This window comes from Microbacterium sp., from assembly GCF_051953575.1.
GTDB lineage: Bacteria > Actinomycetota > Actinomycetes > Actinomycetales > Microbacteriaceae > Microbacterium.
In genome coordinates, this window is the sequence record NZ_JBQCIP010000287.1 from 1 (window position 1) to 13,734 (window position 13,734).

Sequence of the window (13,734 nt, forward strand, 5' to 3'; positions counted from 1 at the left end):
CAAGGTCACCGGCATCCTTCCTCCCGACGCCACGCTCACCGGCTTCGACCTCGCGGTCGGCGGCGTTCCGCAGGGCGACGACCCGGCCGCCGAGCCGGGTCTTGTCGGAACGATCTCGATCGACAGCGCCACCCCGCTCGACATCGTCTCGATCATCCGCGCGCTGCGCGGCGTCGACGGCGTGCTCTTCGCCGACGGGCAGTCCGTCACCTCGAGCCAGGTGTCGGCCGGCAGGTACGCGTATCAGCTGAATGTGGAGTTCGACCAGACCGTGTACTCGAACGAGTACGCCCCGAAGGAAGGGGACAAGTGATGCCCAAGCACCTCGTCACCGCCATCGGCCTGGTCGTCGCGCTCGGCGTCATCGCGCTCGGCGTCTTCCTCGTCGCGCTGCCGCTGTACTTCCAGGCGGTCAGCGTCGACGCGCAGACCGCCACCGTCGCCGGCGCCAACACCGTCTACCAGGCCCAGGTCGACAACCTCACCGCGCAGCAGGAGAACCTCGACCAGATCAACTCCGACGTCGACCAGCTGCGTGCGCAGATCCCCGCCGACGGACAGCTCGACGACGTGTTCGAGGTCGTCGGACGCGCCGCCGAGTCCACGGGCGTCCAGCTCACCGCGGTCACCGCCGGCGAGCAGGCCGTATTCGTCACGCGCACCGCACCCGAAGGCGTCGACGGCGCCGTCGCGGGTGCGGCACCGGCTCCCGAGCCGACGCCCGCCGCGACCGATGCCGCCACCGACACGACCGGGGGGACGGATGCCGCCACCCCGGCACCGCCGGCGGCCACGGATTCCCGGCAGCAGGTCGATTTCACGATCAGCGCCACGGCCGGCGACATGGCGCAGGCCACCGCCTTCCTCGACGCGCTGCGCGCCGGACCGCGCCTGCTGAGCAGCATCACCGCCACGACCACGCAGTCCGGCGAAGGCTCGGTGGCCATCCAGATCTCGGCCCTCACCTACCTGGACGAGGAGGGATGACGATGGAAGACCTCGACTTCGAGACGCTTCTCGCACGCGGTGCCCGCCACCGCGCCTCGGACGTGCACATCACCGCCGGGGCACCCCCGCTGCTGCGTATCGACGGCGACCTCGTGCCGGTGCCCGGTTACCCCGGCGCGCTCTCGGCCGAGTGGGTCGAGCGCACCGCGTTCGACCTCATGAGCGAGCAGCAGCGGCGTGAGTTCCTCGAGAACGGCGAGGTCGACCTCGCCCACGCCACGCCCGGGATCGGCCGCTTCCGCACCAACGTGTACCGGCAACTCGGATCGATCGCGATCGCGCTGCGCTACATCCCCGACCGGGTGTACTCGCTCGAAGAGCTCGGCGCCCCTGCGATCGCCGCAGACCTCGCCCTGCGGCCACGCGGCCTCGTGCTGCTCACGGGTCCCACCGGGTCGGGCAAGTCGACGACGCTCACCGCCATGGTCGACATCGTGAACCAGCTCGTGCCGGCGCACATCATCACGATCGAAGACCCGATCGAGTTCCACCACGAGTCCAAGCGCGCGCTCATCCACCAGCGCGAGGTCGGGCGCGACACGAACTCGTTCGCCGAGGCGCTGCGCCGCGTGCTGCGCCAGGACCCCGACGTGATCCTCATCGGCGAGCTGCGCGACCCCGAGTCGATCTCGACCGCCCTGTCGGCGGCAGAGACCGGCCACCTGGTGCTCTCGACCCTGCACACGCAGGGCGCCGCCAAGAGCATCAACCGCATCATCGACGTGTTCCCCGCCGACCAGCAGCACCAGATCCGCACCCAGCTGGGCGACACGCTCCAGGGCATCATCAGCCAGACGCTGCTGCCTCTCGCCCAGACCGACGGTCGCACGATCGCCACCGAGGTGCTCATCAACACCCCCGCCGTGGCGAACATGATCCGCGAAGGCCAGGTCGCGCAGATCTACTCCGCGATGCAGGCCGGCTCCGAGATCGGCATGCACACGCTCGATCAGGACCTGCGCCGGCTCGTCGCTGAGGGCACCATCGCGCGCAACGTCGCGATGGACTTCGCCGTCGATCCGAAGAGCCTCGACGGCGTCTACGTCAAGCCCCGCGACCTCGACGCCGAGGAATGGGCGCATCACGCCGGGGAATGGCGCCAGGGTGAGCTGGTAGCCCCCGACGCCGCCGCCGGAACGGGCATCGGCATGGGTTCGAGGTTCGGCACGCCGACCGTCGGCGGCCGCGTCGACCCGACCGCGCGCGACATCGACTGGGCCGACGACGCGACCGGCTGGCCGGAGGGGGTCTGACATGGCCGTCGTACAGGAGTTCGTCTACCGTGCGGTCGACCCGCGCGGCGGGTCGGTCGTCAAGGGCACGATCGAGGCAGCCAGCGAATCGGCCGTCACCGGCAAGCTCAAGGCGCAGGGCCTCACCCCGCTGGAGGTGACCCTCAAGTCGACCACCGGGCTGAACCGCGAGATCAAGATGCCCGGCGCGACCAAGCACGTGTCGGCCCGCACCCTCGCGGTGTTCTCGCGCCAGATGGCGGGCCTCATCAACGCCGGTCTGCCGCTCATGCGGACCCTCTCGATCCTCATCGAGCAGACCGACGACAAGCGCCTGCAGCCCGCCCTCGTCCAGGTGCAGGCCGACGTCGAGTCGGGCTCGTCGTTCTCGGCCGCGCTGGCGCGGCACCCGCAGACGTTCCCACCGCTGATGCTGTCGATCGTGAAGGTCGGTGAGGCCGGCGGGTTCCTCGGCAGCGCGCTCGGCTCGATCGCCGACAACTACCAGCGCGAAGCCGAGCTGCACAACAAGATCCGCGCCGCCGTCACCTACCCGGCGATCGTTCTCGTCATCGCCATCATCGGCGTGCTGGTGATGGTGACCTTCGTGGTGCCGATCTTCGAGGGCATGTTCAAGGGTCTGGGCTCGGAACTGCCGCTGCCGACGCAGATCCTCGTGACGATCTCGCAGAACATGTGGTGGATCCTCCCGACGATCGTGCTCGTCGTCATCGTCGCGGTCATCTGGTGGCGCGCCAACCGGCACACCGAGCAGTACCGGCGCTTCGTCGACCCGATCAAGCTCAAGATGCCGGTCTTCGGCAAGTTGACCACCAAGATCGCCGTCGCCCGGTTCGCCCGCAACCTGTCGATGATGCTCAACGCGGGCGTGCCCATCATCCAGGCGCTCGCGATCGTCGGACAGGCGTCGAACAACTGGAAGATCGAGCAGGCCGTCCGCGACGTGCAGGAATCCATCCGCCAGGGCCGCTCGTTCGCCGCACCGCTCGCCAAGGCCGACGTCTTCCCGGCCATGGTGCCGCAGATGGTCTCGGTCGGCGAGGAGTCCGGCACGCTCGTCGACATGCTCTCGTCGATCGCAGACTTCTATGAAGATGAGGTCGAGACCGCCACCGCGCAGCTGTCGTCGACGATCGAGCCCATCCTCATCGTCGGGCTCGGCATCGTCATCGGCGGCATGGTCATCTCGCTGTACCTGCCGATCTTCACCCTCTACGGCGAACTCGCCAAGCAGGGCTGAAGCCACCGGCATCCATCGACTGCTCGGGATGCCGCGCCCCGCGTGGCAGGGGTGCTGCCGGTCTCACACCGAGACCCGCAGCACCTCTTCGATCGTCGTCAGTCCCTGCGCCACCTTCGACCAGCCGTCGTCGCGGAGCGACACCATGCCCTCGCGCAGTGCCGCCTGGCGGATCTCGGATCCCGTGGCCCGCGTCACCACGAGCGACTCGATGTCGTCCGAGAGCGTCATGATCTCGTGCAGGGCGACACGGCCGCGGTAGCCGGTGCCACTGCAGGCGGGGCATCCCACCGCCTTGTACAACTGCGGCACATCGGCGGGGTCGTGCGGGAACCCCAGCGACGACAGCACCTCCGAGCTCTCGACGAGTGGCTCGCGGCAGCGCATGCAGAGGCGCCGCGCGAGGCGCTGCGCGATGACCGCGGTCAGCGCGGTCGCCACCAGGAAGGGCTCGCAGCCGATCTCGGTCAGACGCGTCAGCGCCGACGGCGCATCGTTCGTGTGCAGCGTCGAGAGCACCAGGTGACCGGTCAGCGACGCCTCGATCGAGATGTTCGCCGTCTCGGCGTCGCGGATCTCGCCGACGAGCACCACGTCGGGGTCCGAGCGCAGGATCGAGCGCAGCGCCGTCGAGAAGGTCAGGCCGGCGCGGTTGTTGACCTGCACCTGATTGATGCCGCCGATGCGGTACTCCACCGGATCCTCGACCGTGATGACGTTGATCTTCGGGTTCGCGATCGCGCGAAGCGCCGTGTACAGGCTCGTCGACTTGCCCGAGCCCGTCGGCCCCGTTGCGAGGATCATGCCGTGCGGCTTGGAGATGGCGTCGAGGAACCGCTTCTCGTTCGTCGACGAGAAGAGCAGGTCGCGCATCGTCATTACCTGGCCGGTGTTGTCGAGGATGCGCATGACGATCTTCTCGCCCCACACCGTCGGCAGCGTCGCGACGCGCAGGTCGACCTGGCGGCCCTCGTGCGTGACCGACAGACGGCCGTCCTGCGGCTTGCGCTTCTCGGCGATGTCGATCGACGACATGATCTTCAGGCGCGAGATGATGCCGTCCTGGATCGCGCGATCGGCCTTCTGCATCTCGTGCAGAACGCCGTCGATGCGGAACCGCACCGTCAGCTGCTTCTCGCCCGGCTCGACGTGGATGTCGCTCGCCCGATCGTTGATCGCCTGGGCGATGAGCAGATTCACGAACCGCACGATCGGGGCGTCGTTGTCCTGCTCTTCGAGCGTCTCGGTGAACGCGGCCTGATTCGTCTCGGTCTGATCCTCGATCGTCATCGACAGCTCGCTGAGCTCTTCGTCCGACCGCAGGAACCGCTCGAACATCTGCGCCAGCGCGTCCTGCGCCACCACCACCGGTTCGACGAACAGGTCGGTGATGCTCGCGACGTCGTCGAGCGCCACGATGTCGGTCGGGTCGAGCACGCCCACCGTCAGCCGGTCGCCGCGGCGGTCGACCGGGATGAGCCCGTACTTGCGGCACAGGTTGCCGGGTACGAGCGCCACGACGGCGGGATCCAGCGGCAGGCTCGCGAGATCGACGTAGCGATGACCCGTGTGCAGCGCGATCGCCTCGGCCACCTGCGCCTCGGTCACCAGCTTCTGATTCACGAGCAGCTGCTGCAGCTCGGGGCCGTCGGCCCCACCCGCTTGCGCGATGGCAGCGGACATGTCGGCGGCTCGTACGGCTCCGGTGAGCACGAGCGTCTGTGCAAGACCCCGCATAGTGATTCCCCAATCCCCATGCACATCCTACGGCGCACACGTCAACCCCCGGGGGACTGCGTTGAACGCTCGGTAGGGTGAGCGCCATGGCGGAGTGGATCGAGAAGACGACGGCCTGGGCGCTGTCGATCCGGCCGGTGCGGGTGTGGCTGCATTACTCCGAGCGGCGAGGGCCGATGCTCGCCGACAGCGTCACCTACCGCGCACTGTTCTCGGTGTTCGCCGGTGTGCTGCTGGGCTTCTCGATCGCGGCGGTCTGGCTCGCCGGCAATCCGGAGGCGCTCCGCTCGCTCGTCGCTGCGGTGGATGCCGCCATCCCCGGCCTCGTGGGCAAGGGCGGGATCGTCGACGTCTCGCAGATCGACGCGCCCGCGGGGTTCACCGTGGCGGGGATCATCGCCCTCGTCGGTCTCGTCGGCGCGGCGATCGGCGCGGTCGGATCTCTTCGCGTCGCGATCCGCACCCTCGCCGACAAGGTGCACGACGACGTGTTCTTCGTATGGGTGCTGGTGCGCAATCTGCTGCTCGCCCTCGCGATCGGTGCCGGCTTCGTGCTCTCGGCCGGCGCCACCTTCGTCGGCACGACCTTCGTGGGAGTCGTGCTCGACTGGCTCGGGGTCAGCGGCGGCTTGGCGCAGACGGTGACGCGCGGTGTGTCGCTCGTCGTCGTGTTCGCGCTCGACATGGCGATCATCGCGCTCGCCTTCGTGACGCTGAGCGGGGTCCGGGCGCAGCCGCGGTCGCTGTGGTCCGGCGCGTTCCTCGGCGCGATCGGCCTCACCGTGCTGCAGCAGTTGTCGGGGCTCTTCGTCAGCGGCGCGGGATCCAACCCGCTGCTCGCCTCGTTCGCGGCCCTCATCGCGCTGCTGCTGTGGCTCAACCTGTCGGCGCAGGTGATCCTCCTCGCCTCGACGTGGGTGATCGTGAGCGAGCGGGAGGACGCCGACCGCGTGCGGGAGCGGCACGGCTCGCCGACGTTCGCGCTGCGCCGCGTGCGCCGGGCCGAGGACGCCGTGCGCGTCGCGACCGAAGAGCTCCACCACGCCCAGGCCGACGCCGATCGCGAGCGCGGCGACCGCATGAAGCGACAGCAGAAGGAGCGCGAGAAGCAGCGGGAGGCCGAGCCGTCATCATGAGCGCGCGCGTGCCGACGTACACGGCTGACCAGGTCCGGGCGGCCGAGCGGCCCTTGATCGACGCCGGTGAGCCGCTCATGCGTCGCGCCGCCGCGGCGCTGACCGACGTGTTGCGGGACGAGCTCGCCGGCATCGGGGCGCAGCCCATCACGTCGTCGATCGTGCTCGAGCCCTTCCTGCAGGACGCCCCCGACGCCCCGCGCCCCCGCGTGCTGGTGGTCGTCGGCTCAGGAGACAACGGCGGCGACGCGCTCTATGCGGTGGCCGGCCTCGGCGGGACGGCCGACGTCGACGTGCTGCTGGTCGGCAGCCGCGTCCACGAACCCGCCTTCGCGGCGGCGATGGCCGCCGGCGCACGACGCGTGGACCTGCCGGAGGTGAGCGACGCCCGCTACGCGGTGGTGCTCGACGGCATCCTCGGCATCGGCGCCTCGCAGAACCCGGCGCTGCACGGCTTCGCCCGCGAGACGGTGGCGACGCTCCAGTCGCTCGCGCACACCCGCCGGGGGATGCCACGTGTCATCGCCGTCGATCTGCCCAGCGGGCTGCACCCCGACACCGGTGCGGCGGACGACGCCGTGCTGGCGGCATCCATCACCGTCACATTCGGCGCGGTCAAGGCGGGAATCGCGACAGGCAGCGGCCCGCAGCTCGCCGGAGAGGTCGTCCTGGTCGACATCGGGCTCGGCCCGGAGCTCGCTGACGTGGAGCCCGCCGGTCAGACCGAGGTCTCACGCGTCGTGGACGGGCGGGGCTGACCGGCTCAGTCGTCCGGCGCCTCGTCGTCGTGCCCGTGCCCGTGCCCGTGGCCGTTGTCACCGGGGAAGCCGGGGTCGTCCTTGTGGTGACCCCAGCCGTTGCCGCCGCCGCGGTCGGGGGAGTCGCCGGAGTCCTTGTCGTGCCCGTGCCCGTTGTCACCGGGGAAGCCGGGGTCGTCCTTGTGGTGGCCCCACGCCTTGCCGCCGCCCTGGTCGCCGGCCGGGTCATCGGGCGCCGAATGCGGTGCCACCACCGCGGACACCGGCAGCAGCGGGACCTGCGGGGCGCCTGACGCGATGCCCGGCGCGAGGATCGCGGCGCCCGCGGCGACGGCGATCGCCGCGGCGGTGACGAACAGCTTGTTCGGGCTCATGACGCACCTCGGTTCGGGAGACGGATGCCGTCGATGCGGGGAGCGTACCACCGTCCCGGCCCGGTGGGCAGGGGGGCGCTAGCGGGCGTAGCGCTCGACGAACGCGCGCAGGATGCGGCTCGGATGCGACACCGCGACCCGCCGCACGGCGGCGAGGGTGAGGTCGAGCTCGTCGGCGGCGAAGTATCCGTGCTCGGCGTACGCGTGGATGCGCGTCGTGATGCCCTCGACGTCGAGCTCGGGGTGGAACTGCGTCGCGTACACGTTCTGGCCGACGCGGAACATCTGTACCGGGCACGTCGGCGATGACGCGAGCAGGGTGGCCGAGGCGGGCAGCTCCGAGATCGCCTCTTTGTGTCCGACGAACGCGTCGAAGATCATCGGCATGTCGGCGAGGAGCGGATCCTCCGTGCCGGCATCGGTCATCGTGACGGGGACGACGCTGATCGGCTCGGAATAGGTGCGGTCGATGACCGCGCCCTGGTGTGCGCCGAGCGTGCCGATGCCGTAGCAGGCGCCCAGGAACGGGAAGTCGCGCGCCACCACCTCGTCCAGCAGCGCCGCGAACTCTGCTTCGACCCGCCGCTGCACGGCGGACTTCTTCTGGACCGGGTCGGACGCGTTGAACGGCCCGCCGCCCACGAAGATGCCCGACAGCTCGTCGAGGTCGAGCCGCGGCATCGGCTCCGCCTCCAGCCGCACCCGCACCAGCTCCTCGGGCTGCAGCCCCGCGTACCGCAGGAACAGCGCATACTCCTCGTCGGCCGGCACATCCTCGGCGCGCGTGGCGAGGAGGACGAACGGCTTCACCCCTCCAGCCTAAAGGGGAGAAGAGAGGCGGGTTCCGGGGGCCGCCGCCGCCCGCCCACGCCGGGGGCCCGCGCCCGCCGCCATCCGCAGGGCTCAGCGGTCGACGCCGAACTGGTGGGTCCAGGTCGAGTCCGCACCGGCGGCCACGGCGACGCCGGCCTTCGGGACCGCCGTCACCTGGACCGCAGACCCGGCGGGGACCTTCACGAGAGGCTTGTCGGCCTTGACGCCGTTGACGTAGTAGTCGAACGACCCATCAGGCGTCACCACGACGTGGTCGGACCCCGACCCCTTCGGATCGACGAACTTCGGCTGCGTCGGCGTCGCGGCCGTCGTCCGCACCGGCACCTTCGCGAAATCCATGTCGCTCGCGAAGTAGTAGCTCGTGTAGGACGGCTGGTTGTACGTGGTGTTCTGGCGCGCCACCTCGGAGCGGTACTGCAAGTCGCTCATCAGCGTCGGCAGCTTGTGCGTCGTCACCTCGGTGCTCGTGTAGATCCGCAGCGCGTGCGAATCGGTCGTGCGCACGAGCAGCTCCTCACGCCAGTCGCCGAACACGTCGGCCACGAGCGACGGGTTGCCCTTCGTGCTGTTGTTCGCGCGCGTGCCGGTCGCCGTCAGCAGCGTCCCGCGGCTCCAGTCGTCGATCGTCGGCGTCTGGTCGCCGCTGCCATTGACGATCTGCGTCGTCATGTCGGCCGCCCAGCGCATCGACTGGTTCGTGCCCGGGATCGCCGATCCGAGGATCTGGCCGGCTGCACTCATGAGACCGGACGCCTCGGTGCCGCCGGGCATGCTCGCCCACGTCTCCAGACCGGGCACATCCGGGCGCACGTCGCCGATCATGGCACGACCGGTGTCGCGGCCCGAGTACGCGCCGAACAGCACCTCGCCGGTGGCGGCGTCCCGCAGGTCGGAGCCGTACGGGGCGAACGTGGCGCCCTCGTGCGAGGTCCAGATCTCCAGCCCGGGACGGTTCGGGTCGATGTCGGTGACGTGCATCGCGTCGCCGTGACCCAGGCGCACCTCTTCACCCGGTGCCGCACTGCCCTCGGGCAGCACGTCGGTCGAGCTGTAGAGCAGCCCGCCGTCGTCGTCGATCGTCGCCGAGCCGTACACGATCTCCTGCTTGCCGTCGCCGTCGACATCTGCGGCGCTCAGCGAGTGGAAGCCCTGCGTCGTGATCGAGCCGTACACGGGATCGGTGCCGTCACGGCCGTGCGGGCCGTCGTTGAACGGGTTCGTCATCGGCACGTGGCCGCTGTCGACCGCCCAGCGCGTCGACAGGTGCTCGCCGTCCCAGTCGTAGGCGCGCAGGGTCGTGCGCGTGTAGTAGCCGCGCGCGAAGATCGCCGAGGGATGCTGCCCATCGAGGTACGCCACGCCCGCGAGGAAGCGGTCGACGCGGTTTCCCGGCTCGATGCGCGCCATGGCGTAGTCGCCCCACAGCAGGCCGTCGTCGTCGCGCCCCGGTTCGTAGCGCACCGTCTCGAGCTCTTCACCGGTGGCCGAGTCGAACACGGTCAGATACTCGGGGCCGTCCACGATGAAGCCCTCGAACGTCGTGAGATCGTTGCGGGCGCTGCGCGCGGGCGCGTACGTCGAGATGAAGTAGTCCACGAGCTCGGTGGCGGATGCCTCCGACAGCGGGTACTCGTGCGTCACCGGGATGCCGAACGCCTGCTCCAGCGTGGCCGGCCAGTGCCCGGCGACGACCTCGGGGTGGGACGACCAGCCCTGGAACACCTCGATGAGATGCTGCCGGTAGTCGGCGGCGCTCATGCGGTAGTCGTCGTCGTTCGCGTACCCGGCCGCCAGGTCGTCGGCGAGCATCGTGATGTACGACTCGGATGCGACCGAGCCGTCGGCGTCGAAGCGGATCGACTTCGTGCCGGGCGCCGTCTTGAGCATGGTCTCGGCACGGCCGTCGCCGTCGAAGTCGTAGACCATGAACTGCGTGTAGTGTGCACCGGCGCGGATGTTCACGCCCAGATCGATGCGGTTCAGCAGCGTGCCGTCGAGCTCGTACGTGTCGATGTAGACCGGGCCCGTGTAGCCCTTCTGCGACACGTCCTTCGAGTTGGACGGGTCCCACTTGACGACGAACTCGTAGGCGCCGTCGCCGTCCACGTCGGCGACCGACGCGTCGTTGGCGGAGTACGTGTACGCCTCGCCCGCGGGGGTGACGCCGTCGGCGGGCTTGGTGAGGGGCAGGTCGTAGAAGCCGTCACCCCACACCGCGACCGGCGCGGACTGCTCACCGGTGACGTCGTGCCACGCGGGAGCCACCGTGTAGGCCGACGTCGACGTGCCGTCGGGGTCTGCGAAGTTCGTGCTGTCGTCGACGGTCGCGATCCGTTCGCCGTCGCGGTACACCGCGAACGAGGGACCGCTCACTCCCGTGGCGGTGGCCGGCCCCGCCTCGGTGCCGAGCAGGCGCCAGCTGAGGAACACGCCCTCACCGGTCGCGACGGCGACGAGGCCACGGTCCAGCGACTCGAGCTGGGGGCCTGCGGTGGGGGTGGGGGAGTCGTCGGCCAGCGCGGGCTGCGCCAGTCCGAGGGTCAGGGCGCACACGGCCGCGCCGGCCGCGAGCAGGAAGGGTGTCTTGCGTGGATTCATCGTCGAACCGCTCCCGAGGGTGTGGGGGTCTCATCGTGCGTTCGCGTATGCCCGGCAGAGGTGCGGGAATACGTTTTCCCGATGACGCTAGCCCCGCGTGCGGAGCGGGTCAAGGTTTCGCGGTGCCAGATTGGAACGATTTAACGTTTGCCCCGGAGAACACGAAGGGATGCCGGCGGCCGAAGCCGCCGGCATCCCTTCGTCCGTCAGGACGCGTACGTGACGAGGCCGAGCTCGACCGGCGACACCAGCTGCGCGTGCGCGGGGCGCACCCGGACCGTGTAGCCGAACGTCCCCGTGACCGACAGCGGCAGCGCGGCGGTGAAGGCCGTCACGCCGTCCACGGGCTCGCCGGCGGGCGAGAGCAGGTGCACGGAGTGGTCACGGGCCAGCGCGTCGTCCTCGTTGGTGCGGCCGTACAGCAGCTCGACCGCGACGTCATCGGGCGACAGCCCGTCGAGCCGCACGTCGGCGCGGACCTCGAGCGTGTCGCCGGCCTGCGCCTGCTGCGGGATGCCGGATCCCTCGACGCTCGCGATCGACACCCGCTGCCAGGCCTCCCTGACGCGCGTCACGAACGCCGCCAGCGCGCGCGCCTCGGCGAAGCCGTCGGCCCGCAGTGCGACGTCGTGCTTCGCGGCCGGCACGTACAGGCGCTCGACGTAGTCGCGCACCATGCGGTCGCTCGTCGCCTTCGTGCCGAGATCGGTCATCGTGTGACGCACCATGCCCAGCCACCCGACCGGGATCCCGCCCTCGCGCTCGTAGAACTTCGGCACCAGCTGGTGCTCGATGAGGTCGTACAGGGCTGCGGCCTCGGCGTCGTCGCGCTCCTCGTCGTTCGACGCCGTATCGGCCGTCGGGATCGCCCAGCCGTTCTGGCCGTCGTACCACTCGTCCCACCAGCCGTCGAGGATCGACAGGTTGAGGGCGCCGTTGAGCGCCGCCTTCATGCCGCTCGTGCCGCACGCCTCCAGCGGGCGCAGCGGGTTGTTGAGCCAGACGTCGCAGCCGGGGTAGAGATCCTTGGCGAGCGTGATGTCGTAGTCCGGCAGGAACACGATCCGTCCGCGCACCTTCGGGTCGCGGCTGAAGCGCACGAGCTCCTGGATGAGGATCTTGCCCGAGTCGTCGGCCGGGTGCGACTTGCCGCCGATCACGATCTGCACCGGCCGCTCGGGGTCGGTGAGCAGCCGGGTCAGCCGCTCGGGATCGCGCAGCATGAGCGTCAGGCGCTTGTACGTCGGCACGCGGCGCGCGAACCCGATCGTGAGCACCTCGGGGTCGAGCAGGTCGTCGACCCAGGCCGGCGTGTGGCCGTTGGAGACGGATGCCGCCACCCGCCGCCGCGCCTCGGCCACGAGCTCGCCCTTCATCTGCTGACGCACGCCCCACAGCTCGGCGTCGCTCACGACGGCACGGTCGTTCCAATCGTGCGTGTCGGTGTGCGCGTCGCCCCATGCCCGCTCGCTCACGGCCTTGAGGGCGGGATGCACCCACGTCGGCGCATGCACGCCGTTCGTGATGGACGTGATCGGCACCTCGTCGGTGTCGACCCCGGGCCACAGCATCCCGAACATGCCGCGGCTGACCTCGCCGTGCAGCAGCGAGACGCCGTTGGCGTGCTGACCGAGATGCAGGCCGAGCACCGCCATGTTGAAGACGCCCTGGTCGCCGCCCTCCCACGTCTCCAGGCCGAGCGAGATGGCGCGACCCGCGTCGAGGCCCTCGAAGAGGCCGCTCGTCAGGAAGTCCGCGATGAGGTCGCGGGGGAAGCGGTCGATGCCCGCGGGCACCGGCGTGTGCGTCGTGAACACCGTGCCCGCGCGCACCTGCGCGAGAGCCTCGTCGAACGTCAGCCCGTCGTGCGTGATGAGCTCCGACATCCGCTCGAGTCCCTGGAACCCGGCGTGGCCCTCGTTCGTGTGATACACGTCCGGGGTCGGGCGCCCGGTCAGGTCGCTGAACGCGCGGACGGCGCGCACGCCGCCGACGCCGAGGAGCAGCTCCTGCAGCAGGCGGTGCTCGCCGCCCCCGCCGTAGAGGCGGTCGGTGACACGGCGCATCTCGTCGGTGTTCGACGGCGTCTCGGAGTCGAGCAGCAGCAGCGGGATGCGGCCGATGTCGGCGACCCACACGCGGGCGTGCAGGCGACGGTCGCCGGGCAGCTGCAGCGCGATCTCGACCGGCGCGCCCTCGCGGTCGCGCAGCAGGGTGAGGCCGAGGCCGTACGGGTCGAGGAGCGGGTAGCTCTCGCGCTGCCAGCCGTCGTCGCCGATCGACTGGCGGAAGTAGCCCGCCCGATAGAACAGGCCGACGCCGGTGAGCGGCACGCCGAGGTCCGACGCGCTCTTGAGGTGGTCGCCGGCGAGGATGCCGAGACCGCCCGAGTACTGCGGCAGCGAACCGTCGACGCCGAACTCGGGGGAGAAGTAGGCGATGTGCACGGGCTTGTCGCCCTCGAGGCGCTGGAACCAGCGGTCGCCGTCGAGGTAGGCGGTGAGGCGCTCATCCTCTTCGCGCACCCGTGCGACGAAAGCGTCGTCCTCGGCGAGCTGGTCGAGGCGCTCCTGTCCGAGCGCGCCGAGCATGCGGGCAGGATTCGCGCCGATCTCGTCCCACAGTGCGGGATCCATCGAGGCGAAGAGCGAGTGTGTGGCCCGGCTCCACGACCAGCGCCAGTTGGAGGCGAGCCGGTCCAGGGGAGCGAGCGAGGCGGCGAGGACGGGACGGACGGTGAACGTTCGGATGGCCTTCACGCTCGCATTCTAGGGGGAGAAGCTGGAAGCGCTTGCA

11 protein-coding genes are annotated in these 13,734 nt (G+C 70.2%); 6 read left to right on the plus strand and 5 right to left on the minus strand.

Annotation, left to right across the window (positions count from 1 at the left end):
- From ACTHNQ_RS18310 to ACTHNQ_RS18325, 4 genes are all read left to right on the plus strand, one after another.
- Positions 1-313, plus strand: a 313-nt coding sequence (locus ACTHNQ_RS18310; RefSeq protein ID WP_440335378.1) for a hypothetical protein, incomplete at its 5' end; no start/stop codon positions are given.
- On the plus strand, positions 313-987 hold the full coding sequence (gene pilO / locus ACTHNQ_RS18315) for a type 4a pilus biogenesis protein PilO (RefSeq protein ID WP_440335379.1): 675 nt from the start codon (positions 313-315) through the stop codon (positions 985-987). The genes ACTHNQ_RS18310 and pilO, both read left to right, overlap by 1 nt.
- A 2-nt stretch (positions 988-989) precedes the next feature.
- On the plus strand, positions 990-2,261 hold the full coding sequence (locus ACTHNQ_RS18320) for a type IV pilus twitching motility protein PilT (RefSeq protein ID WP_440335380.1): 1,272 nt from the start codon (positions 990-992) through the stop codon (positions 2,259-2,261).
- A gap of 1 nt (position 2,262) precedes the next feature.
- Positions 2,263-3,501 (plus strand): type II secretion system F family protein, encoded by a 1,239-nt coding sequence (locus ACTHNQ_RS18325; protein ID WP_440335381.1) that lies wholly within the window; start codon positions 2,263-2,265, stop codon positions 3,499-3,501.
- A gap of 63 nt (positions 3,502-3,564) precedes the next feature.
- Here ACTHNQ_RS18325 and ACTHNQ_RS18330 read toward each other — a convergent pair whose 3' ends face one another.
- Positions 3,565-5,238, minus strand: coding sequence for a GspE/PulE family protein (locus tag ACTHNQ_RS18330; protein ID WP_440335382.1), 1,674 nt, complete (start codon positions 5,236-5,238; stop codon positions 3,565-3,567).
- Between the two features lie 86 nt (positions 5,239-5,324).
- Here ACTHNQ_RS18330 and ACTHNQ_RS18335 point away from each other — a divergent pair, with 86 nt between their 5' ends.
- Both ACTHNQ_RS18335 and ACTHNQ_RS18340 read left to right on the plus strand, forming a co-directional pair.
- Complete coding sequence (locus ACTHNQ_RS18335; protein ID WP_440335383.1) at positions 5,325-6,374, plus strand: YihY/virulence factor BrkB family protein; 1,050 nt, start codon at positions 5,325-5,327, stop codon at positions 6,372-6,374.
- Positions 6,371-7,132 (plus strand): NAD(P)H-hydrate epimerase, encoded by a 762-nt coding sequence (locus ACTHNQ_RS18340; protein ID WP_440335384.1) that lies wholly within the window; start codon positions 6,371-6,373, stop codon positions 7,130-7,132. The genes ACTHNQ_RS18335 and ACTHNQ_RS18340 overlap by 4 nt, the downstream gene beginning before the upstream one ends.
- A gap of 5 nt (positions 7,133-7,137) precedes the next feature.
- Here the strand turns inward: ACTHNQ_RS18340 and ACTHNQ_RS18345 are convergent, their stop codons facing one another.
- The 4 genes from ACTHNQ_RS18345 to glgP form a co-directional block, all read right to left on the minus strand.
- Positions 7,138-7,506, minus strand: coding sequence for a hypothetical protein (locus tag ACTHNQ_RS18345; protein WP_440335385.1), 369 nt, complete (start codon positions 7,504-7,506; stop codon positions 7,138-7,140).
- 78 nt (positions 7,507-7,584) lie between these two features.
- Complete coding sequence (locus ACTHNQ_RS18350; RefSeq protein WP_440335386.1) at positions 7,585-8,316, minus strand: glutamine amidotransferase; 732 nt, start codon at positions 8,314-8,316, stop codon at positions 7,585-7,587.
- 93 nt (positions 8,317-8,409) lie between these two features.
- Entirely contained in the window at positions 8,410-10,938 is a 2,529-nt protein-coding gene (locus ACTHNQ_RS18355) for a rhamnogalacturonan lyase (RefSeq protein ID WP_440335387.1), read from the minus strand.
- A gap of 206 nt (positions 10,939-11,144) precedes the next feature.
- A complete protein-coding gene (glgP, locus tag ACTHNQ_RS18360; protein WP_440335388.1) occupies positions 11,145-13,697 on the minus strand; it encodes an alpha-glucan family phosphorylase in 2,553 nt (850 codons plus the stop codon).
- Positions 13,698-13,734: the final 37 nt, after the last annotated feature.